Source organism: Pseudomonas sp. Marseille-Q8238 (assembly GCF_965111915.1).
The window spans coordinates 3,786,219-3,806,080 of the sequence record NZ_CBCOPI010000001.1 but is presented as its reverse complement, the minus strand read 5'-3'; the positions used below and the strand labels follow the sequence as shown (position 1 = coordinate 3,806,080).

The 19,862-nt window shown below is 63.0% G+C and carries 21 protein-coding genes; 12 read left to right on the top strand and 9 right to left on the bottom strand.

Translation table 11 applies throughout. The features are described 5' to 3' along the window. Positions 1–135: 135 nt before the first annotated feature. The 7 genes from ACWPW0_RS17670 to ACWPW0_RS17640 all read right to left on the bottom strand — a co-directional run bounded on the left by ACWPW0_RS17670 (position 136) and on the right by ACWPW0_RS17640 (position 6,252). Complete coding sequence (locus ACWPW0_RS17670) at positions 136–1,098, bottom strand: FecR domain-containing protein (protein WP_454256039.1); 963 nt, start codon at positions 1,096–1,098, stop codon at positions 136–138. Further along, a complete protein-coding gene (locus tag ACWPW0_RS17665; protein ID WP_447593455.1) occupies positions 1,085–1,600 on the bottom strand; it encodes a sigma-70 family RNA polymerase sigma factor in 516 nt (171 codons plus the stop codon). Before ACWPW0_RS17665 ends, ACWPW0_RS17670 begins: the two co-directional genes overlap by 14 nt. 91 nt (positions 1,601–1,691) lie before the next feature. Then, entirely contained in the window at positions 1,692–1,994 is a 303-nt protein-coding gene (locus tag ACWPW0_RS17660) for a chaperone modulator CbpM (RefSeq protein ID WP_454256038.1), read from the bottom strand. Next, positions 1,991–2,935, bottom strand: coding sequence for a curved DNA-binding protein (gene cbpA / locus ACWPW0_RS17655; RefSeq protein WP_454256037.1), 945 nt, complete (start codon positions 2,933–2,935; stop codon positions 1,991–1,993). The genes ACWPW0_RS17660 and cbpA overlap by 4 nt, the downstream gene beginning before the upstream one ends. Positions 2,936–3,043: 108 nt before the next feature. Continuing rightward, complete coding sequence (locus ACWPW0_RS17650) at positions 3,044–3,940, bottom strand: peptidoglycan DD-metalloendopeptidase family protein (protein WP_454256036.1); 897 nt, start codon at positions 3,938–3,940, stop codon at positions 3,044–3,046. Positions 3,941–3,955: 15 nt separating this feature from the next. Continuing rightward, positions 3,956–5,335, bottom strand: a complete 1,380-nt coding sequence (xseA, locus tag ACWPW0_RS17645; protein ID WP_454256763.1) for an exodeoxyribonuclease VII large subunit — start codon at positions 5,333–5,335, stop codon at positions 3,956–3,958. Between the two features lie 8 nt (positions 5,336–5,343). Continuing rightward, positions 5,344–6,252, bottom strand: a complete 909-nt coding sequence (locus ACWPW0_RS17640; RefSeq protein WP_447593448.1) for a LysR family transcriptional regulator — start codon at positions 6,250–6,252, stop codon at positions 5,344–5,346. A gap of 88 nt (positions 6,253–6,340) precedes the next feature. Here ACWPW0_RS17640 and ACWPW0_RS17635 point away from each other — a divergent pair, with 88 nt between their 5' ends. The 3 genes from ACWPW0_RS17635 (at position 6,341) to ACWPW0_RS17625 (ending at position 7,843) form a co-directional block, all read left to right on the top strand. Next, positions 6,341–6,793, top strand: a complete 453-nt coding sequence (locus ACWPW0_RS17635; protein ID WP_454256762.1) for a multidrug/biocide efflux PACE transporter — start codon at positions 6,341–6,343, stop codon at positions 6,791–6,793. Between the two features lie 16 nt (positions 6,794–6,809). After that, on the top strand, positions 6,810–7,172 hold the full coding sequence (locus ACWPW0_RS17630) for an SH3 domain-containing protein (protein ID WP_454256035.1): 363 nt from the start codon (positions 6,810–6,812) through the stop codon (positions 7,170–7,172). 119 nt (positions 7,173–7,291) lie between these two features. Beyond that, a complete protein-coding gene (locus ACWPW0_RS17625; RefSeq protein ID WP_454256034.1) occupies positions 7,292–7,843 on the top strand; it encodes a sugar ABC transporter ATPase in 552 nt (183 codons plus the stop codon). Here the strand turns inward: ACWPW0_RS17625 and ACWPW0_RS17620 are convergent. Further along, positions 7,784–8,743 carry a LysR family transcriptional regulator gene (locus ACWPW0_RS17620; protein ID WP_454256033.1) on the bottom strand — a complete coding sequence of 320 codons (960 nt, stop codon included), beginning with the start codon at positions 8,741–8,743 and terminating at the stop codon, positions 7,784–7,786. The genes ACWPW0_RS17625 and ACWPW0_RS17620 overlap by 60 nt on opposite strands. 123 nt (positions 8,744–8,866) lie before the next feature. On the opposite strand from ACWPW0_RS17620, the gene ACWPW0_RS17615 reads away from it, so the two are divergent. The 3 genes from ACWPW0_RS17615 (at position 8,867) to guaA (ending at position 12,992) form a co-directional block, all read left to right on the top strand. Further along, entirely contained in the window at positions 8,867–9,622 is a 756-nt protein-coding gene (locus ACWPW0_RS17615) for a sulfite exporter TauE/SafE family protein (RefSeq protein WP_454256761.1), read from the top strand. 115 nt (positions 9,623–9,737) lie between these two features. Next, positions 9,738–11,207: an IMP dehydrogenase gene (guaB, locus tag ACWPW0_RS17610; RefSeq protein WP_447593441.1), complete on the top strand. Its 1,470-nt coding sequence runs from the start codon at positions 9,738–9,740 to the stop codon at positions 11,205–11,207. 207 nt (positions 11,208–11,414) lie between these two features. Then, entirely contained in the window at positions 11,415–12,992 is a 1,578-nt protein-coding gene (guaA, locus tag ACWPW0_RS17605; RefSeq protein WP_454256032.1) for a glutamine-hydrolyzing GMP synthase, read from the top strand. A 261-nt stretch (positions 12,993–13,253) separates the two neighbouring features. Here guaA and ACWPW0_RS17600 read toward each other — a convergent pair whose 3' ends face one another. Continuing rightward, positions 13,254–14,114 carry an SDR family oxidoreductase gene (locus ACWPW0_RS17600; RefSeq protein ID WP_454256031.1) on the bottom strand — a complete coding sequence of 287 codons (861 nt, stop codon included), beginning with the start codon at positions 14,112–14,114 and terminating at the stop codon, positions 13,254–13,256. Between the two features lie 87 nt (positions 14,115–14,201). On the opposite strand from ACWPW0_RS17600, the gene ACWPW0_RS17595 reads away from it, so the two are divergent. From ACWPW0_RS17595 to ACWPW0_RS17570, 6 genes are all read left to right on the top strand, one after another. Further along, complete coding sequence (locus ACWPW0_RS17595; RefSeq protein WP_454256030.1) at positions 14,202–14,561, top strand: winged helix-turn-helix transcriptional regulator; 360 nt, start codon at positions 14,202–14,204, stop codon at positions 14,559–14,561. 98 nt (positions 14,562–14,659) lie between these two features. Beyond that, complete coding sequence (locus ACWPW0_RS17590; RefSeq protein ID WP_454256029.1) at positions 14,660–15,058, top strand: nuclear transport factor 2 family protein; 399 nt, start codon at positions 14,660–14,662, stop codon at positions 15,056–15,058. Positions 15,059–15,246: 188 nt separating this feature from the next. Continuing rightward, the gene (locus tag ACWPW0_RS17585) at positions 15,247–16,251 is read left to right on the top strand and encodes a calcium:proton antiporter (protein WP_454256028.1); all 1,005 of its coding nucleotides are present in this window, start codon (positions 15,247–15,249) and stop codon (positions 16,249–16,251) included. Positions 16,252–16,676: 425 nt separating this feature from the next. Beyond that, on the top strand, positions 16,677–17,876 hold the full coding sequence (gene chrA, locus ACWPW0_RS17580; protein ID WP_454256760.1) for a chromate efflux transporter: 1,200 nt from the start codon (positions 16,677–16,679) through the stop codon (positions 17,874–17,876). A gap of 225 nt (positions 17,877–18,101) precedes the next feature. Next, the gene (locus ACWPW0_RS17575) at positions 18,102–18,716 is read left to right on the top strand and encodes a LysE family transporter (RefSeq protein ID WP_454256027.1); all 615 of its coding nucleotides are present in this window, start codon (positions 18,102–18,104) and stop codon (positions 18,714–18,716) included. Positions 18,717–18,841: 125 nt separating this feature from the next. Then, on the top strand, positions 18,842–19,861 hold the full coding sequence (locus tag ACWPW0_RS17570; protein WP_454256026.1) for an extracellular solute-binding protein: 1,020 nt from the start codon (positions 18,842–18,844) through the stop codon (positions 19,859–19,861). Position 19,862: the final 1 nt, after the last annotated feature.

Here is a 19,862-nt window from a genome sequence, read left to right as displayed (position 1 = left end):
TAGGAGGCCAGTCATGGCGGCCTTTCCTTACAGGTCGAACGGAATGAGAATTCACCTCAATTATTTTTTGTGCCGTGTTTTTCAGGGATATGGGCTGGGCTTGCGCTCGGTTTTGCGCGGGGCAAGGCGCCTTGTTCAGGCCGAGACCGTCACCCAGTAGCGGGTGCGGTAGTCGATACGCACGGCGAGTGAACGGGCCAGCAGGGCCAGTACCTCATCGGTATCGGCGAGCTGGTAGGTACCCGACACACGCAGGTTGGCGACCGCCTCGCTGCATTGCAGCAGGCCGTGACGGTGCCGTCCCAGTTCGGCGAGGAAGTCGCCCAGGCGCATGTCGTTGGCACTGATCACGCCGGCGGTCCAGGCCCAGGGGTCGAGGCCGTCATTGCGTGTCGGGATCAACCCGCTGCTGGTGAAGAGCGCCTGCTCGCCTGCCTGCAGTACGTGGGCAGGCGCCTGGGCCTGGGAGCCGGGGAAAATCGCAACCGAGCCACTACGAATCGCCAGTTGGGTGCCCTGGTCGCGCTGGCGCACCAGCAGCCCGCTTCCCGTGGCGCGCAGGTAGCCATCGCGGCTGTGGACCCAGAATGGCCGCTGCGGGTCGCTGCCTGTGTCAATCAGGATCTCGCCCTGGCGCAGTTCAAGCAGGCGGCGCTCGGAGGTGAGCTGCGCATTGAAGGCGCTGCCACTGTTCATCTGGATGCGGCTGCCATCGGTGAGCTGTATCAGGCGCCGTTCGCCCACTCCACTCTGGTAGTCCGCCAACAGGCCGGGCAGTGGCGTGTGGTCGCGTACGCTCCAGAGCACGGCCCCGCTGGCGGCAAACAGGCCGAGCAGCTTCAGGCCCTGGCGCCTACTCATATGCTGCTTGGCGCCGTTGAGCGTCTGCCGCGTCAATTGGGGTGGCAGGCGGGAGAATTCATTGCCCAGCGCCGTGACCTGCTGCCAGGCCCGGGCATGTTCCGCGTCCTGCGCATGCCACTGATCGAAGCGTTGCAGGGCGTCTGCCGTCGGGTGATCGAAGCGCAGGGTGACCAGCCACTGGATGGCCTGGTCGAGGATGTCGGCGTCGAGCGGACGAGGATCAGAGCTCGGCATAGTGCAGCCGGTAGCAGGCATGCAGCGCCTTGGCCAGGTCGCGCTCGACAGTGGCGCGCGAGACACCAAGCTGGGCGGCGATCTGCGGGCAGGTCAGGCCATCGAGTTGGGCCAGCAGAAAGGCCTGGCGTACCCGGGGCTTGAGGCGGTCGAGCAGGCGGTCGAGGCGTTCCAGGGCATCGAGCATCAGCAGGCGCTCCTCTTCAGACGGCACCTGGTGTTCTTCCAGGTGGGTGACACTGTCCAGGTAGGCCTGTTCCAGGGCGCGGCGGCGGTACTGATCGATCATCAGGCCGCGGGCGATGCTGCTGAGGTAGGCGCGGGGTTGCAGGAGGGAGGGCGCAACCCGGCTCTTGAGCACGCGGATGAAGACATCCTGGGCCAGGTCGGCGGCATTGTCGCGGCATGCCACGCGCCGGCTCAACCACCCCTTCAACCAGGGGTGGTGGTCGCGGTAGAGCAGGGCAATGTGGCTGCGATCAGGGATGTCATCGCTCTGCATCGGGTTCTGGACTGCGTGCTAGTTGATAATGTGTCGCATTCTAGAGTCCGTGTCGGCGCGAAGCAATCGCTGTTCAAGGGGGCCGAGCAATTCAGCCAGTAAAGCGCGCAAGCCGTCGCCGTAACTGCTGGTTCTCGGCCTTCAGTCGCTCCACTTCGCCGATCAGGTCCAGGGCCAGAGCAGTCGCCGCCCAGTCCAGTTCCAGTTCCCGGCGCAGGCGGCTGGCATGACGCAGCACGCTCAGGGCTTCGCTATCGAAGCGCCAGTGGCGGGGTTCGCTGCCTTGTGGCTCGACGATGCCGTGTTCGACCAGCTCGATCAGGGTCTCCACGGAAAGGTGGGTGGCCTGGCAGCATTCTTCCAGGCTCATGCGTACGATCAGAATGTCGCTCATGCGCGTTTGCTCCAGTCGGTCCGAGGGTTGAAGGCGTCGGCGTCGGCCAGTTGTTGCCATAGGGCCTGGGTGGTCGCGTCGGTGGTTTTCGGCATCACCACCTTGAGTACCGCATAGAGATCGCCAGCACCCTGCTTGCTCGGCAGCCCCTTGCCCTTGAGGCGCAGGCGCTGGCCGGTCTGGCTGTTGGCCGGAATGCTCAGGTTGATGCGACCGCCGAGGGTGGGGATTTCCACCTTGGTGCCGAGTGCCGCTTCCCACGGGGCCAGGGGCACGGTGAGCAGCAGGTCCTTGCCGTCGACATCGAACAGTGGGTGCGGCACCAGGCGTACTTGCAGGTACAGATCGCCATTGGCGGCGCCAGCGAGTCCGGGTGTGCCCTGACCCTTGAGGCGGATGCGTTCGCCGTCGGCGACGCCGGCAGGAATCTTCACGTTGAGGTTCTTGTCCTGGCTGCCGGTGCGCCGGCCGAGTTCGTCGTACTCGGGCAGGTTGTAGCGAATGGCCTTGCTCTGTTCGCTGAGGGTTTCCTCGAGAAACAGTGGCAGCTCTATTTCCACATCCTGGCCCCGGCGCGCCTGCTGGGCGCCGCTGCCCTGGCGACGAGCCCCGAACAGCGATTCGAAGAAGTCGGAGAAGTCATCGCCGAAGTGCTCGGCATGGCCGCCCGGGTTGCCATGGGGCTGCCAGCCGGGGGGCGCTTCGAAGGGTTGTCCGGCCTGGCCGCCGTAGCGTTTCAACTGGTCGTACTCGGTCCGTTTCTCCGGGCTTTTCAGGACCTCGTAGGCTTCGGCCACTTCCTTGAATTTGTCTTCGGCGCCCGCTTCCTTGCTGACATCTGGGTGGTACTGGCGCGCCAGTTTGCGATAGGCCGTCTTGATGGTTTTCTCGTCGGCATCCTCGGCGACACCGAGTACGGCGTAGTAATCCTTGAAATCCATTGCATGCTCCCGCTGGTCTTGGCTCCGCGCCCACTCGAACGGGTGGGCACGGCATATTGACCAGTCTAGGCGGCATGCGTTGAGGCTGCGTTGGCCTCGGTCAAGGCATCAGGGGGTGAATTTGCCGATGAAGATGGCCGGGTCCACGCGCACATCGTTGAGGCTGATGTTCCAGTGCATGTGCGGGCCGGTGGCGCGACCGGTGGCGCCGACCTTGCCGATCAGGCCGCCGCGCGGCAGTTCCTGGCCCAGTTGCACGTCGATCTTGGACATGTGGCAGAACATGCTGATCAGGCCTTGCCCGTGGTCGACGAACACCGTGCGGCCATTGAAGAAGTAGTCGCCGATCAGAATCACCTTGCCAGCCGCCGGCGCCTTGATCGGCGTGCCGGCCGGCACGGCGAAGTCCAGGCCGGCGTGGGGGTTGCGTTCTTCGCCATTGAAAAAGCGCCGCACGCCGAAGGGGCTCGACAGGGGGCCGTTGACCGGTTTGTCGAACAGCAGGTTACTTGGCTGGCGCGCGCTGAACTGGGCATAGGCGCGGTTCTGCTCGGCCAACTCGCGGTCGATGCGCTTGAGGTTGGCGGCATCCGGGTTGACCTGCTGCGGGTTCTTCAGGGTGATGCGTTGCTCGCGGTAGTGCTTGCTGCCCACGCTGAAGGCGACCGGCTTACCGTCGACCAGAGCCTGTTGCTGGCCGGCAGCCGTCTTCAGCGGAATGCCGACGATGGCGATCCAGCGCTTGCCGTCTTCGCGCACCACCAGCACGGGTTTGCCCAGGTAGCTGACGCTTGGCGCGGCGCTGCGTTCACCCAGTTGCAGCACGGCGACGCCGCCCGGCACCGGTTTGTGCAGCAGGCGGCTGATGAAGCCGTCGGCAAAGGCCGAGGCGGGCAGGGCGAGGCACAGCAGCAGGGCAAGAAGCGTACGCGGTAGGAGTGAGCGAGCATTCGTGGCAATAAAGCTTCGCGAGCAGGGCTCGCTCCTACAGATGAAGGCAAGCATGGGGATGTCCAGTGATCAATCGAGTAGAGACAGGGTGACCGGGGTGAGGTGATTGTCTTCCACCCGCACCTCCAGCTCGCCTTCACCCAGGCGCGCCTTGAGGCGTTGGCCGGTGTGGGTCTGGGCGGCGCTGCGAATGGGTTTGCCACGCTCGTCGAGGAGGATGCTGTAGCCACGGCCCAGGGTCGCCAGCGGGCTGACGATGTGCAGGGACTGGGCGAGGCCGTCGAGCTTCTGCCGGCGCTCGCGCAACTGCCCCAGGGCGGCACGCGGCAGGCGTTCGGCCAGGCTGTCCAGGCGCTGGCGCAGCAGGGCCAGGCTGCGGCCCGGATGCTGCGCGGCCAGGCGGCCGTCGAGACGCGCCAGGCGTTCGTGGCGGCGGTTCAGGTCCTGTTCGAAGGCGCGGCGCAGGCGCATGTCCAGGTCGTCGAGGCGTTGGGCTTGCTGGCGCAAGCGTTCGCCCGGATGACGCAGGCGCCGGCTGATGCCGTCCAGGCTCATGCGTTCGCGGGCCAGGCGGTCCTGCATGCGCAGCAGCAGGCGGCGCTTGAGGGTGTCCAGGCGATGGGTAAGGTCGCTGTTGTCAGGGGCCAGCAGTTCGGCGGCGGCAGAGGGCGTGGGCGCTCGCACATCGGCGACGAAATCGCTGATGGAGACATCGGTCTCATGGCCGACGGCGCTGACGATGGGCGTGACGCAGGCATCCACGGCTCGCGCCACGGCTTCTTCGTTGAAGCACCAGAGGTCTTCCAGCGAACCACCGCCGCGGGCCAGGATCAGCGCATCGAAGCCCATGGCGTCGGCCCGCTGCAATGCACGAACGATCTGCGTCGTGGCTTCGCGGCCTTGCACGGCGGTGGGGATCAAGGTCAGTGCGACCTGCGGCGCGCGACGCTTGAACACGCTGATAATGTCGCGGATCACCGCGCCGGTGGGCGAGCTGATGATCCCGATGCGCTGCGGGTGCCTGGGCAGCGGCGCCTTGCGCTCGGCGCTGAACAGGCCTTCGCCGGAGAGCTTTTCCTTCAGTGCCTCGAAGGCCAGGCGCAGGGCGCCATCACCGGCTGGTTCGACACTGTCGAGAATCAACTGGTAATCGCCACGCCCCTCGAACAGCGACACCTTGCCGCGCACCTTGACCGCCAGGCCGTCACGCAGCGCCTGGCGAACGCGTGCGGCGTTCTGCCGGAACAGGGCGCAACGCACCTGGGCCTGGCTGTCCTTGAGGGTGAAATAGAGGTGGCCGGAAGCGGGCTTGGCCAGGTTGGAGATTTCGCCTTCTACCCAGATCTGGGCGAATACGTCCTCCAGCAGCAGGCGTGCACGGTTGTTGAGTTGGCTGACGCTGAGCACCTCGCGGTCGAGGTTCAAGCGTTGGAAGTGGTCCTGGATCATGCGCGCCATCATAGGCCGCCTGGCGTTCGGGCGGAACCGTTGGTAGCCGATTGCAGGCGCTCCAGTAGCCAGGAGCCGGCGGGGCCGAGCCCGCGCTGGCGTGACCAGACCAGGTCCACGGGAACCTGGCGCGGCCAGCCCAGCACAGGCAGCTCGCGCAGCTGGCCGTGGGCGAAGTCCTGGACCAGGGCGCGCGGCAAGGCCGCCCAGCCGAGGCCTTGTACGGCCATGCCCAGCAACAACAGGTAGTTGGGCGCGGACCAGCAGCGTCCGCCTTCATTGGGCAGGTCGTCCACGGCGGTATCGCTTTGCACCAGGGTGCTCAACCGCAGGATGCGCCAGTGAGCCAGGTCCGGCAGGCCCACGCTGCTCAGTTGGCTCAACGGATGATTGGAGGCGGCGAACAGGGCGAATTCGCCACCGGCGGCACAGCGACCATGACCCAGTTCCGGCGGGTAGCTAGCGCGTGCGGCGAGCATGCCTAGGTCGGCACGGCCCTGGCGGACCAGATCGAGCACGTCGGCCTGCTCGGCGATCAGGCACTCGAATTCCAGGTCCGGGTAGCGTTGGTCCAGTTCCTCCAGGCGGGCTTCGTACTGGGCGGGTTGGTATGCATCGGAGAGCACCAGGGTGATTTTGCTTTCCAGGCCGCTGGCCAGTTGGGCCGCCGATTGCTGCAGACGGTCCGTGGCTACCAGGATCGCCTCGGCGCGTGCCAGCAGATGCTGACCGGCAGGCGTCAGGTTGAGGTGGCGGGCGCCGCGCTCGAACAGGGTGACGCCCAGGTCGATCTCCAGACGGGCAATCGCTTCGCTGAGCGTCGACTGGCTCTTGCCCAGGCGCCGGGCGGCTGCGCTGAACGAGCCGGTAGCAGCGGCCTGGGCGAATGCCTGGAGTGCGTCGGGGGAAATGGACATATCGGTTTTCCCGATGGTAGTTAACTTTTGTCTCGCGTGTTTCCCGATGATCATAACGCCGGTTTATCACTACAGCGAGATTGGTTTCATGGATATCACCCAGCAACTGCTGAACAAGACGCCTCGCCAGCGTCTGGTCCATGCCCTGGCGTTCGAGGGGCTGGCATTGCTCATCTGCGCACCGGTGCTGGCCTGGGTGATGGACCGTCCCTTGTTGCAGATGGGGGCCCTGACGCTGATGGTGTCGCTGGTGGCAATGCTCTGGAACATGCTGTTCAACTGGCTGTTCGACCGCGCACAGCTGCGCTATGGGTTCCACCGTGGCCTGTGGGCGCGGATCAGCCACGCAGGGCTGTTCGAGCTCGGCTTGCTTTTCACCATCGTCCCGCTGGCGGCCTGGTGGCTGTCGATCAGCCTGTGGGAGGCGTTCCTGCTGGATATAGGCTTGCTGCTGTTCTTCCTGCCTTACACGCTGGTGTTCAACTGGACGTACGACCAACTGCTGGCGCGGCAGATTCGCCGTAGCCAATGCCTGGCTTGAACACCTGGGGTTTCCAATGAAGTACCGGGTCAGCCACACCCATCGCAGTGAGTACCCGCAGCCCATCACGTTTGCCCGTGGCGCCGAACTCGAGGTGGGCGAGGCCTATATCGGGCCGGAAGGTTGGGACAATTGGTATTTCTGTACCACCTTGGGCCAGCAGGGTGGTTGGGTGCCGGCGCAGGTTCTCGATCGCCGCGGAGCGACTGCTGCCATCGCCCTGGAGGACTACACCGCCAGGGAGCTGGATGTGGATATAGGGGAAATCGTGTGCGGTTCCCGGCAGCTCGACGGCTGGCTATGGTGCGTGCGCGAAGACGGTTTGGGCAGTGGTTGGGTGCCGCTGAACAATCTGCACGAGCCGGCGCCTGGCTGCTGAGCCGACGGGAGCGTTGTGCGTTGTACGCCTGGGGCGGGGCCGCTGGAGTAAACTCTTGCGCCGATGTTTCGCCGCCGCAGCCGCGTGGTGAATGGACCCAAGATTTCCCGAGCCTGCCCATGTCCGCCGACCAGTTGATCCTCGTCCCCCGTATTTCCACCTTGCCGGACCCCGCGACGCGCGGACGTGCGCTGCTGAACTGGCTGGTCAAGCAAGAGGTCGTCGCAGCGCTGCCCAGTACCTGTGGCCTGGGTGGCAATGGCATGGCCTACGCCATCGGTCCAGGTGCCCGGCGCGTGGTTCGGCACCCGGAACGCCTGCCCTATGGCGAGGCGGTCAACGGCCTGGAGATCATCGACAAGCGCTGCATCTATACCCCGACTGCTGACTTTCTTGAGGAGGCCGGTTGCCCGGAGTGCCGACAGGAGATCGGCGAGGCCCTGTTCGATAGCCTGGAGGAGTGGTTTCCCGCCCGTACGGATAACTTCATCTGCCCCGAATGTGGCCATGAAGACGACATCAATGGTTTTCTGTTCCTGCAACCCTGCGCCTTCTCCAACCTGGGGTTCATCTTCAATGGCTGGGCTGACGCCGTGTTCACCGAGGCATTCCTAACGGCGTTTGCCGAGCGCCTGGGTTTTGCGCTGGCGGTGGTACGCGTCCAGCGTTGAGCCTTCGTCAGGCCCAACGGCCTCGCGGAACTGTGCGACGAACTGGGTGACCAGCGGCGTATCGTCCTGCCGGCAGGCGAGGGCGACGGTGGTGTGGCAATGCGCATCCGCAAGGGCAACCAGGCGTACGTCGGCTGGGGCGATGGCGGTCATGCTCATGGGGAGCAAGGCCACGCCGAACCCTGCCTGGATCAGTTGCAGTTGTGTCGTTTTGCGCGACACGACCCGCGCGGCCTTCGGATAGAAACCTGCACGCGTACACAGCTCTGCTGACAGGTAGCTGAGGCCGCCCCGTTGTGGGTGAGGGATGGATATGAAGGGCTCGTTTGCCAGCTCGGCCAGATGCACGCTGCTCGCCTCGGCCAGTGGATGGTGCGCGGCGACGGCCAGCAGCAGGGGCTCGCTGAACAGCGGGAACAACTGCACACCCTCCTGCTGGCGCAGTACGGGCAGGCGCAGCAGGCCGATATCCAGGCGTCGCTCCGCGAGTTCCTGCAGCTGGATTTCCGATGGCTGCTGGGCGATTTCCATGCGCACGCCGCTGCAGGCGTTCAGGTAGTCGGTCAGGGCATCGAGCAGGCGACCACTCAGGGGCACGGTGCTGGAGTGATTGAGGCGCAAGGTGCCGCGCTGGCCCTGGCCGATTTCCCGCGCCTGGGCAGCGGCTTTCTCCAGATCGATCAGCAGGCCCCGCGCGCGCAGGAGGAAGGCCTGGCCGGCCTCGGTCAGGATTGGCTGGCGTGCGGTGCGAGTGAACAGGGGCGTCTGCAGCAGTGCTTCCAGCTCCTTGATCTGTCGACTCAGGGCTGATTGGGCGACGAACAGGCGTTCGGCCGCTGCACTGAAGCTGCCGGTCTCGGCGATTTCGACGAAGTAGCGCAGTTGCCGCGTGGAAATCATGAGGCATGCCTTAATGAGATGGCTTGGGGGCTCTTATCATATTGGTCGCATGGCTCGTGCCTGGCTAGAGTGCAGCGCATTCCCTGCTGTCCAAGGATGTACCGTTCCATGAGCCTGACCGTGTTGCTGGACTCGCTGGCCTTTTCTCCGCTCGGTTGGCTGATGATCGTGCTGGGCATTGCCCTGGCCTATGTGGTGTTCGGCATCGCCGGGTTCGGTACGGCGTTGGTGGCGGCGCCGGTGCTGCTGCATTTCATGCCTTTGTCCACGATCATCCCGTTGTTGGTGTTGCTGGATTTCGTCGCGGCCTCCGGGAGCTGGTTGCCGGCCCGCAAGGCGGTAGCGCGGGGCGAGTTGTGTTGGCTGCTGCCGTGCATGGCAGTGGGGTGCACGTTGGGCGTGGCGTTCCTGCTCAGCCTGAAGTCCGATCTGCTGTTGCTGGCGATGGGCGTATTCGTCACGGCCTATGCGGTCTACAGCCTGGCGGTGAGGGCCAGGCCGCGGACACTGGTCCAGGCCTGGGCCATCCCGACGGGCATGGTCGGCGGCCTGTTCGGCGCCTTGTTCGGCAGCGGCGGCTTCCTCTATGTCCTTTACCTGAATGCGCGCCTGGACTCGACGGCGCAGGCGCGGGCGACACAGAGCGCGCTGATTACCTGCAGTACCCTGTTACGCCTGACGTTATTCCTGATTGCCGGCGTCTATGCCGACCTGTCGATGCTGGTGCTGGCCGCCTGTCTGGTGCCGGCCATGGCGGTCGGGCTGTGGATCGGGCGCCATCTGACCCTGAACATGTCGCGCGAGGCGTTCGTGCGGCTGGTGACCTGGCTGGTGCTGGCCAGTGGCATCGCATTGCTGCTGCGCTACCTGATGACATGAGCACGCGCCGCGCGGCGGCGGAAATCTCTCATTCCATTCGTTACTTTACGTTGAGGAGAAGGGGCTGTCTGGGTATAATGCCGCGCTTCCTTTTTCCCGCCTGGGAGCCCCCGCCATGCTGCGCATCAGCCAAGAAGCTCTGACTTTCGACGACGTCCTCCTCATCCCCGGTTATTCCGAAGTCCTGCCCAAGGACGTGAGTCTCAAGACTCGCCTGACCCGTGGTATCGAGTTGAATATCCCGCTGCTGTCCGCAGCCATGGACACTGTCACGGAAGCACGCCTGGCCATCGCCATGGCCCAGGAAGGCGGCATCGGCATCATCCACAAGAACATGACCGTCGAGCAGCAGGCCACGGAAGTGCGCAAGGTCAAGAAGTTCGAGGCGGGCGTGGTCAAGGACCCGATCACCATCGAAGCCGACGCCACCGTGCGTGACCTGCTCGAACTGACCCACCAGCACAACATCTCCGGTGTGCCCGTACTGAGCAATGGCGACCTGGTCGGTATTGTCACCTCCCGTGACGTGCGTTTCGAGAATCGCCTGGATGCCCTGGTCCGCGAAGTGATGACGCCGAAAGAGCGTCTGGTCACTGTCAAGGAAGGCGCCGACAAGGACACCGTACGTGCCCTGCTGCACAAGCACCGCATCGAGCGTGTGCTGATCGTCGACGACCAGTACCGCCTCAAGGGCATGATGACCGTCAACGACATCGAAAAAGCCAAGGCCTACCCGCTGGCCAGCAAGGATGACCAGGGCCGCCTGCGCGTTGGCGCCGCCGTCGGCACCGGTGCCGATACCGGTGACCGCGTTGCCGCATTGGTCGCCGCTGGCGTCGATGTGATCATCGTCGACACCGCTCACGGCCACTCCCGGGGCGTGATCGACCGCGTGCGCTGGGTCAAGGAGAACTTCCCGGAAGTCCAGGTGATCGGTGGCAACATCGCCACGGGTGACGCTGCCAAGGCGCTGGTCGAAGCTGGTGCCGATGGCGTCAAGGTCGGGATCGGCCCAGGCTCGATCTGCACCACGCGCATCGTGGCCGGTGTCGGCGTGCCGCAGATTTCCGCTGTCGCCAATGTAGCGGCTGCCCTGGCAGGCACCGGCGTGCCGTTGATTGCCGACGGTGGCATTCGCTTCTCCGGTGACCTGTCCAAGGCCATCGTTGCCGGCGCTTCCGCCGTGATGATCGGCTCGATGCTGGCCGGTACCGAAGAAGCGCCGGGCGAAGTCGAATTGTTCCAGGGCCGTTCCTACAAGGCCTACCGCGGCATGGGCTCGCTGGGCGCGATGGCGCAGGCGCAAGGCTCCTCCGACCGTTACTTCCAGGATTCCTCGGCCGGTGCCGAGAAGCTGGTGCCGGAAGGCATCGAAGGTCGCGTGCCATACAAGGGTGCGATGAGCGCCATCGTTCACCAGTTGATGGGCGGCCTGCGTGCTTCCATGGGTTACACCGGCTGCGCCACCGTCGAGGAAATGCGCACCAAGCCCGAGTTCGTGCGCATCACCGGCGCCGGCATGGCCGAGTCGCACGTCCACGACGTACAGATCACCAAAGAAGCGCCCAACTACCGGGTTGGCTGAAAATCGATTTGCCGCTGCTGCGCTTGATCCGGCGGCGTTGGAGAAAAACTCGAAATGCTCATTGGCTGCAGTCAACTCCGCTTTCTCGTTTCTCTCCGCTTTGCCGGCTCTGCGCTCGCGACGTGGCAAATCGGTTTTTGATATTGAGGTAACACGGGGCTGCTTTCAGCCCCGCGTCATTTGTGAACTCCGCTACGAGAGACGGCCATGGCCCACGACATTCACGCCCACCGCATCCTGATTCTGGACTTCGGTTCCCAGTACACCCAGTTGATCGCTCGCCGTGTCCGCGAGATCGGCGTGTACTGCGAAATCCATCCGTTCGACATGGATAACGACGCCGTTCGTGCTTTCGCGCCGCGCGGTATCATCCTCGCGGGCGGGCCTGAGTCGGTGCACGAGGCCAACAGCCCGCGTGCGCCGCAGGCGGTGTTCGACCTGAATGTGCCGCTGTTCGGCATCTGCTACGGCATGCAGACCATGTCCGAGCAACTGGGCGGTCGCGTCCAGGGCTCCGACCTGCGCGAGTTCGGCTACGCCCGTGTCGACGTGGTCGGCAAGAGCCGCCTGCTCGACGGCATCGAAGACCATATGGGCAATGACGGTGTGTTCGGCCTCGATGTGTGGATGAGCCACGGCGACAAGGTCACCGAGATCCCGGCCGGCTTCCATGTGCTCGCCAGCACCCCGAGCTGCCCGATCGCCGCCATGGCCGACGACACCCGTGGCTACTACGGCGTGCAGTTCCACCCGGAAGTGACCCACACCAAGCAGGGCGGTCGCATCCTTTCGCGCTTCATCCTCGACATCTGCGGCTGCGAAGCGCTGTGGACTGCCGCCAATATCGTCGAAGACGCCATCGCCACCGTACGCGCCCAGGTTGGCAGCAACAAGGTACTGCTGGGTCTGTCCGGCGGTGTCGATTCCTCGGTGGTCGCGGCGCTGCTGCACAAGGCCATTGGCGATCAACTGACCTGCGTGTTCGTCGACAACGGCCTGCTGCGCCTGCACGAAGGCGACCAGGTGATGGCGATGTTCGCCGAGAACATGGGCGTGAAAGTTATCCGTGCCAATGCCGAAGAATTGTTCCTCGGTCGCCTGGCTGGCGTCAGCGACCCGGAGCAGAAGCGCAAGATCATCGGTGGCAGCTTTATCGAAGTGTTCGATCAGGAAGCCACCAAGCTGCAGGACGTGAAATTCCTCGCCCAGGGCACCATCTACCCGGACGTGATCGAGTCGGCTGGCGCCAAGACCGGCAAGGCCCACGTGATCAAGTCGCACCACAACGTCGGTGGCCTGCCGGACGACATGCAGTTCAAACTGGTCGAGCCGCTGCGCGAACTGTTCAAGGATGAAGTGCGCAAGATCGGCCTGGAGCTGGGCCTGCCCTACGACATGGTTTACCGCCACCCGTTCCCGGGCCCGGGCCTGGGCGTGCGCATCCTCGGCGAAGTGAAGAAGGAGTACGCCGACATCCTGCGTCGCGCCGACCATATCTTCATCGAAGAGCTGCGCAACTTCGACTGGTACCACAAGACCAGCCAGGCCTTCGTGGTATTCCAGCCGGTGAAATCGGTTGGCGTGGTCGGTGATGGCCGTCGCTACGCCTGGGTCGTCGCCCTGCGTGCGGTGGAAACCATCGACTTCATGACCGCGCGTTGGGCGCACCTGCCTTACGAGCTGCTGGAGAAGGTTTCCAACCGCATCATCAACGAGATCGAAGGCATTTCTCGCGTCACCTACGACGTGTCGAGCAAGCCGCCAGCGACCATCGAGTGGGAGTGATGCCCCCAGTGCTGTAGCTCGTTCTACAGCGTGTAAACAAAACAAAGCCCGCATGATTGCGGGCTTTGTTTTTTGCGAAATCGCGATACTCAATGCAAGAGTACTTCGCCTTCAGCCAATGCTTGAATCGGCCTTCGACGGCGCACCCATAGGCTGTGCGTTGGCTTCAGGCGCACTGTTTCGGCGCATGAAAAACGCAGGCGGTGGTCCAGGCTTGGCATACCCACGGCCAGTGCACAGGTTTGCGGGATTGGGCAGTGCTTACAAGGCAAATACTTCTTTGATCATCTGCTCAAGCCCGGCAGGCTCGCGTCCGAGCAGTTTGCGCAAGGCATCGCTGCGCAGTTCGTACTGGTGATCCTTCACATCCCGTACCGTGCTTGTGCTCAGGTAGATCAGGAAATCGGGCAAGCCGGCGGCCTGTAGGTGCTGGGCAAAGGCTTGCTCGGATATATCGGTATAAGACACGGTCTGGCCGGTCAGGCTGCCCAGGGCATCTGCCACATCCAGGTAAGTGTGGCTGCCGCAGCCGGTGATGTCATAGGTTCGCATGGCATGGTCATCCTGTAGCAGAAGGTTGGCAGTTGCCTCACCCATTTCCCTGCGCAGGGCGTACGGTACCTGGCCATCGCCGCCAGGCAGGTTGATGCCGTGCCGCGACCAGCCATCACCGATGATCTCGGGCAGGGCATCGGCGTACATGGTGTTGCGCAGGAAGGTGTAGGCAACGCCCGAGGCACGAATATGAGCTTCTGTGTCAAAGTGGCTTTGCATCAGATCGTTGGTATGCGATGTCGCAATGTCCTGGATGGCCAGGCCGGTGTAGACGATATGGCGTACACCTGCATGCACGGCGGCATCCACCACCTGTTTCTGTTGTCGTGCGCGTTCTATGGAGCGGCTGGAAATCAGCAGCAGCTTGCTGATGCCTGCAAAGGCCTGTGGCAAGGAGGCGGGATCATCAAAGTCGCCCACTCTGACGGGAATGCCCTGATCGATGTAGGCCTGTGCCTTGCTCCTGTCACGAACAAAGAGGGTGAATTTGCCCAGGGCCGACTGTCGTAGCAATTGTGTGACGACGGCAGTACCCAGTTGTCCGGTGGCGCCTGTGATCAGAATCATCGGGTTCTCGCTTCTTCAGTATTGGATTAATGAGGGGTTATGAATCGAATTACGTCGGAGGAAGATGCCTGCAAGGTGGCATTTGTAATGGCCATCAAAGATGCGTTGAACGTGGTCAGCGGCAAATGGAAACTGGCTATCGTGTGTACCCTGTTGCTTGGCCCGCGCCGCTTCAATGAAATGGAGCGGCTGCTCAATGGTCTGACGCCTCGCATGTTGGCCAGAGAGCTGCGCGAGCTGGAGATCAACGGTGTAGTGACCCGCGTGCCCGTGAACACTGCTTCCCGCACGGCACGCCTGTATGAGCTGACCGACTCAGGCAGGCAACTGGAGGGAGTGATTGTCAGCATGGCCGAATGGGGTGTGCAGCATCGTGAGCAGACTGCTCGCAGCCTGCCGGGCAACGCATCGCACCCCGCCTCATCCCTACTGGCAGAGCAAGCCTAATGAGGGCCTGTTCGTGCTGTCGCTATCAAGTGTGTGAGTGCATGCCGGGGTGACGCTGCTCATGATTGACGCGCGATCAATCTCTGTGGAGCGTGAACATGCGTACCCCCGAAAAAACCGTTGTCGAAAAAATGTTTGCGGCGTTTGCTGACCAGGATGTCGCGGCGGCGGTGAGTACGGTGTCTGAAGACACCGTGTGGATTCACCATGGCACGCAAAAACTGCCGTCCATGCGCTTTGTGGGCCGGAAAGGCGTACAGCAGTTTTTCGAAATCAACTTCACCACCATGCAGATGGATTATTTTCGCGTTAAGCAAATCGTGCAGGACGGTCAGATGGTGATCGCCCTGGGTGAGGAGAGATTCACCATGGCAGGCCGAGAGGGCGCCATGGCCCAAAAATGGGTGCAGGTTTACACTGTGGAAAACGGCTTGATTACGCGCATGGAAGAATTTGCCACCTCGGTCGATGATAAGGATTACGGAGTGGTGGCCTGACTGCAGAGGCAGCCCGGCAAGTCTTTCAGGTGTTACCCGCGAGCCGTTTTGTAGCTTGCCGCATACCGCGGGGCTCATAACAAGGACAGCGCATGACATCAGCCACCATTCCCCAGAATCCCATTTGGACATGGGCCGTACCGGCGGCCAGTTGGGTCTTTTTGCTGTTGTATGTGTCGATGCCAGACATGCCTGGCCTTGTGCCGTTGTTGTGCATGGGTTTATTGGGCAGTGTGATCGCCGCCGTACACCACGCGGAGGTGATCGCGCACAAGGTGGGTGAGCCTTTCGGCACGCTGGTGCTGGCGTTGTCCATCACCACGATCGAGGTGGCACTGATCGTATCCATGATGCTCTCGGGTGATCCGGCAGATGCCCTGGCCTTGCCGCGCGATACGATTTTCGCCGCGGTGATGATCATCCTTAATGGGATCATCGGCTTGTGCCTGGTAGTGGGCGGGCGCAGGCACCGCGTACAGAAATTCCATGTTGAAGGCATGACCGATGCCTTGTGCACGATGACCGTGATCATCGTGCTGGCCATGGTGCTGCCCAACTACCTGGGCAGTAGCCCGGATGGTACTTACACCGCGTTTCAGTTGAGTTTTGTGGCAGTGGCCACGCTGGTGCTCTTTGTGGCCTTCACCTTTTTTCAGACCATGGGGCATCGCGACTATTTTGTGCCCGTACCTGTGCCTGGCCAGGACCCCGAGGAGGAACACGCTGCGCCACCCACTGCCGGCACGACCTGGATGAGTCTGGGCTTGCTGCTGGTATCGCTGGCGGCGGTGGTGCTGAGTGCCAAGGCCATTTCCCCCACGCTGGAGGCGCTGCTGGGGCGTTGGGGGGCGCCGGCTGCCACGCTGGGTATCATCATTGCTGCGATCGTGTTGCTGCCGGAGTTCGGGGCCGCCCTGCGCAATGCCTCGGCCAATCGTTTGCAATCCAGTCTGAACCTGGCGATTGGTTCGGCCATTGCCAGCATTGGCCTGACCATTCCGGCTGTGGCGCTGCTGGCCAGCTACATGGGCTGGCCACTGCAACTGGGCTTGGATGGGGCGTCTTCGGTCATGCTGGTGCTGTCGCTGTTCGTGGTGGCGCTGACTCTCCGCACGGGCAAGACCACGGTGCAGCCAGGCATCGTGCATCTGGTGATTTTTGCGGTGTATCTGTTCTTCAGCTTTGTGCCTTGAGCGAAGCAGGTATCGTGATGCTCCCGCTTCAGGTGTCGATTGCCCGTCGCTGAAGCCCCTCGCGTTTCCCGTTGAGCTGCGCGGTGCAGGCATCGCCGATGGCGTGACGTATGTCTTCCCGGGTGCGCCTTTCTAGTGGGCGCATGGATACCCTGCATTGGCCACGGCCATGACCGTCTTGAGGCGGTCATGGTGTGCTGGCGTGTTCATGTTTTCTCTTGATGACTAAGGTTGGCGTGATCCTGTGCTTTGTCGTGTTCTGGCCGAGCAGGTGGCCGGCCATGGCATCGCTATCCTTGTCATGAAATTCGGGTATAGGGCGTGCTTGTAGAGTTTATGGGGGATCAGCACCTGCTTTGCGAGGCCGCTTTCCGCCCTTATGTTCTTTTAGCCTTGAGGCTGTGGTGAAGGAGTTTTCCGAGCAAATGAGCGCATGGGGAAAGGGGGCGCCTGGCGACGTGTTCAGGGTCTTTCTCAAGCTGGGGCTGAGCGCATTCGGCGGGCCGATTGCCCATCTCGGTTATTTCCGGGATGAGCTGGTGGTGCGCCGCAAGTGGCTTTCGGAAGAGGGGTATGCCGATCTCGTCGCGCTCTGCCAATTCCTGCCAGGCCCGACCTCGAGCCAGGTCGGTTTTGCACTCGGCCTGCTGCGCGGTGGGCCGCTGGGCGCGCTGGCCGCCTGGGCGGCGTTTACCTTGCCATCTGCGTTGTTACTGGTCGTATTTGCGTTGCTGGCTCCAACGAGTTCCGGGTGGTTCGCTGAGGGGCTGTTGCAGGGTTTGAAGCTCGTCGCGGTCGTCATCGTGGCGCACGCGGTATGGGGGATGGCCAGGACACTGACACCTGACTGGCAGCGCGTGGGTATCGCGCTGGGTGCTGCGTTGATTGCGGTCTTGGCGGCGGGTGTTGTGGGGCAGGTAGCGGCCATTGGGTTTGGCGTGCTCGCCGGCCTGGCACTGTGTCGGGGACTGTTGGTTAGCGAGCCTGCTGTGCTTTCGTTCGGGATTTCTCGGGTGTGTGCAGGGCTTTGCCTCTTCACCTTCCTGCTATTGCTTGTCGGACTTCCTCTCGTCGCTGTGATAGTCGATAGTCCGGCGCTGTTCGTTTTCGATGCATTTTACCGCTCGGCTTCATTGGTCTTTGGTGGCGGGCACGTCGTCCTGCCATTGCTGCAGGCCGAAGTGGTCGCGCCGGGTTGGGTGTCGGATGACGTATTTCTTGCCGGCTATGGTGCCGCTCAAGCGCTGCCTGGGCCGTTGTTCACCTTTGCCGCGTACCTGGGGGTGACCATGGAGCCGGTCCCCGGCGGTTTCGTGATGGCTGCTCTTGGTCTCGTGGCGATTTTCCTGCCGGGGTTCCTGTTGCTGGTGGGTGTACTGCCGTTCTGGAGCGAGCTGGGCAAACAGGCTGTCGTGCGGGCGGCGATGCGTGGCGCCAATGCCGCGGTGGTCGGGCTGTTGGCTGCTGCCTTGTTCGATCCGCTCTGGACCCACGCCGTTTTCGATGTTTACGACGTGGTTCTGGTTGGGCTCGGCCTGCTGGTTCTCAGCGTCTGGAAGGCGCCGCCTCTTGCGGTCGTCTTGCTGGTGGCGGCAGGCGGGGTTGTGCTGCCACTGATTCGCTAGAGGGGGGGCACGTGGTCGCAGGTTCCTGCGTGTCGAGCCTGGGGTGCATGGACAGGCTTGCTGTATCCTGTGCGCCGTGCCGGTCGCATGGCGCGATTGCGAGAATGTCTGGCGCTGATCACGAGCCTGGATCGTTCCAGGAACGTTGTCGAGGGCATGGGAAAACAGCAATGGCAGCTCAGGTTGTCCTTGTTACATGAAACAGTTGGGTCTTGGGGTAGCAGGATGTTTGGCATCACCGATTACGGCGCTTTTGTCATGGCTTTCATCGTGCTGCTGATGATTCCCGGACCTGGCAACCTGGCGCTGATCACCTCGACCACCAAGGGTGGCGTGCGCGGTGGTCTGGCATCCACGCTGGGCATAATTCTTGGTGATCAGGTGTTGATGTGGCTGGCCGTGGCCGGAGTAGCGGCACTGTTGGCGTCCTATCCCACGGCCTTCCACGCGGTGCAGTGGCTGGGTGCAGCCTATCTGGCATGGCTTGGTCTACGCATGCTGCTGGCCAAGCCCGGCAGTGCTCCGGCAGTGACCATCACCGCCGGCCACTACCTGCGGCAGACCGCCGTCATCACCCTGTTCAACCCCAAGGCCATCGTGTTCTACATGGCTTTCTTCCCGCTGTTCATCGATCCGGCCCGTCACCAGGGGTTGCTGACGTTCGCGGTCATGGCCGTGACAGTCGCATTGCTGACCTTGTGCTACGGCGTCGTCCTCGTACTGCTCACGCGGCGCATGGTCGACAGGTTGCGTGCCCGGCCGCGTGTGGGCCTGGTCCTGGAGCGGCTGGCTGGCGTGAGCCTGTTGGGCTTCGGTTTGAAGCTCGCACTGAGCCGCTGACCGAGCCGCCGATAGGGCATCTGCCTGCACCCGGCGCAATCTGTCGCAGGCATTTCTTGAGAATCAGGCGCAATTGGTCCGTATAATCGTTTCAGGTTATTGCTGAAGCTTTAGAGGAGTGGTTCATGTCGGTACGTCTTGTAACTGCATTGGCGCGTGCCTGTGGCGCGGGCGTCCTGTCCCTCGGCCTGTTGTTGCCCATGGCCGCACAAGCGGCGGATACGGTGACCCTGACGCTGTACAACGGCCAGCACGAAGCGACCGGCAAGGCCGTCGCCGAAGCATTCACCAAGAAGACCGGCATCAAGGTGCTGATCCGCAAGGGCGGTGGCGGCCAGTTGGCCAACCAGATCGCCGAGGAAGGCGCGCGCTCGCCGGCCGACATCATCTATACCGAGGAAGCGCCGCCGCTGGTCAAGCTGGCGAGCCAGGGGTTGCTGGCCAAGGTCGACGACGCAACGCTTGGGCAGATCGATGCAGGGTTCTCTGATGAAGGCGGCCAGTGGCTGGGCATTACCTCGCGCGTGCGGGTACTGGCCTACAACCCGGACCTGGTCAGTGAGGATGAGTTGCCCACCAAGGTACTCGATGTGGCCGGCCCCGAATGGGCGGGCAAGATTGCCTTCGTGCCGAGCAGTGGTGAATTTCTCGGGCAGACAGCCGCTGTCATCCGTCTCGACGGGCGTGAGGCGGCCGAGGAGTGGCTGACCGGCCTCAAGGCATTCGGCAGTACCTACACCAACAACGTCATCGCCATGAAGGCGGTGGAGAACGGTGAAGCCGGCGCGGCCCTGGTCAACAGCTATTACTGGGCAGCGCTGAAGAAGGAAAAGGGCGAGCTCAAATCCAGATTGCACTATTTCGCCGATGGCGATGCCGGTGGCCTGGCCAGCGTTTCCGGCGCTGCGGTGATCAAATCCACCAAGCATCCGAAAGAGGCCCAGCAGTTCCTGGCCTTCATGATCAGCGAGGAAGGGCAGAAGACCGTACTCAGCAAGTCGGCAGAGTATCCGGTGAATCCGAAGGTGTCGGCCGACCCCCTGCTCAAGCCGTATGACCAGCTCAAGCCGCCTGCCATCACGGCATCGCAAATCGGCCTGGCCGAGGATGCCCTGGAGCTGCAGCGCGAAGTCGGGCTGAACTGAG

Bases quoted from the DNA above. Each gene is read 5' to 3' on its own strand.
- ACWPW0_RS17600 (WP_454256031.1), bottom strand. From the start codon at position 14,114: ATGATTCTGATCACAGGCGCCACCGGACAACTGGGTACTGCCGTCGTC.
- ACWPW0_RS17660 (WP_454256038.1), bottom strand. From the start codon at position 1,994: ATGAGCGACATTCTGATCGTACGCATGAGCCTGGAAGAATGCTGCCAG.
- ACWPW0_RS17640 (WP_447593448.1), bottom strand. From the start codon at position 6,252: ATGTCCATTTCCCCCGACGCACTCCAGGCATTCGCCCAGGCCGCTGCT.
- ACWPW0_RS17590 (WP_454256029.1), top strand. From the start codon at position 14,660: ATGCGTACCCCCGAAAAAACCGTTGTCGAAAAAATGTTTGCGGCGTTT.
- ACWPW0_RS17625 (WP_454256034.1), top strand. From the start codon at position 7,292: ATGTCCGCCGACCAGTTGATCCTCGTCCCCCGTATTTCCACCTTGCCG.
- ACWPW0_RS17595 (WP_454256030.1), top strand. From the start codon at position 14,202: ATGGCCATCAAAGATGCGTTGAACGTGGTCAGCGGCAAATGGAAACTG.
- ACWPW0_RS17665 (WP_447593455.1), bottom strand. From the start codon at position 1,600: ATGCAGAGCGATGACATCCCTGATCGCAGCCACATTGCCCTGCTCTAC.
- guaB (WP_447593441.1), top strand. From the start codon at position 9,738: ATGCTGCGCATCAGCCAAGAAGCTCTGACTTTCGACGACGTCCTCCTC.
- xseA (WP_454256763.1), bottom strand. From the start codon at position 5,335: ATGATCCAGGACCACTTCCAACGCTTGAACCTCGACCGCGAGGTGCTC.
- ACWPW0_RS17630 (WP_454256035.1), top strand. From the start codon at position 6,810: ATGAAGTACCGGGTCAGCCACACCCATCGCAGTGAGTACCCGCAGCCC.
- ACWPW0_RS17670 (WP_454256039.1), bottom strand. From the start codon at position 1,098: ATGCCGAGCTCTGATCCTCGTCCGCTCGACGCCGACATCCTCGACCAG.
- ACWPW0_RS17585 (WP_454256028.1), top strand. From the start codon at position 15,247: ATGCCTGGCCTTGTGCCGTTGTTGTGCATGGGTTTATTGGGCAGTGTG.
- ACWPW0_RS17620 (WP_454256033.1), bottom strand. From the start codon at position 8,743: ATGATTTCCACGCGGCAACTGCGCTACTTCGTCGAAATCGCCGAGACC.
- ACWPW0_RS17635 (WP_454256762.1), top strand. From the start codon at position 6,341: ATGGATATCACCCAGCAACTGCTGAACAAGACGCCTCGCCAGCGTCTG.
- guaA (WP_454256032.1), top strand. From the start codon at position 11,415: ATGGCCCACGACATTCACGCCCACCGCATCCTGATTCTGGACTTCGGT.
- cbpA (WP_454256037.1), bottom strand. From the start codon at position 2,935: ATGGATTTCAAGGATTACTACGCCGTACTCGGTGTCGCCGAGGATGCC.
- chrA (WP_454256760.1), top strand. From the start codon at position 16,677: ATGAGCGCATGGGGAAAGGGGGCGCCTGGCGACGTGTTCAGGGTCTTT.
- ACWPW0_RS17650 (WP_454256036.1), bottom strand. From the start codon at position 3,940: ATGCTTGCCTTCATCTGTAGGAGCGAGCCCTGCTCGCGAAGCTTTATT.
- ACWPW0_RS17575 (WP_454256027.1), top strand. From the start codon at position 18,102: ATGTTTGGCATCACCGATTACGGCGCTTTTGTCATGGCTTTCATCGTG.
- ACWPW0_RS17570 (WP_454256026.1), top strand. From the start codon at position 18,842: ATGTCGGTACGTCTTGTAACTGCATTGGCGCGTGCCTGTGGCGCGGGC.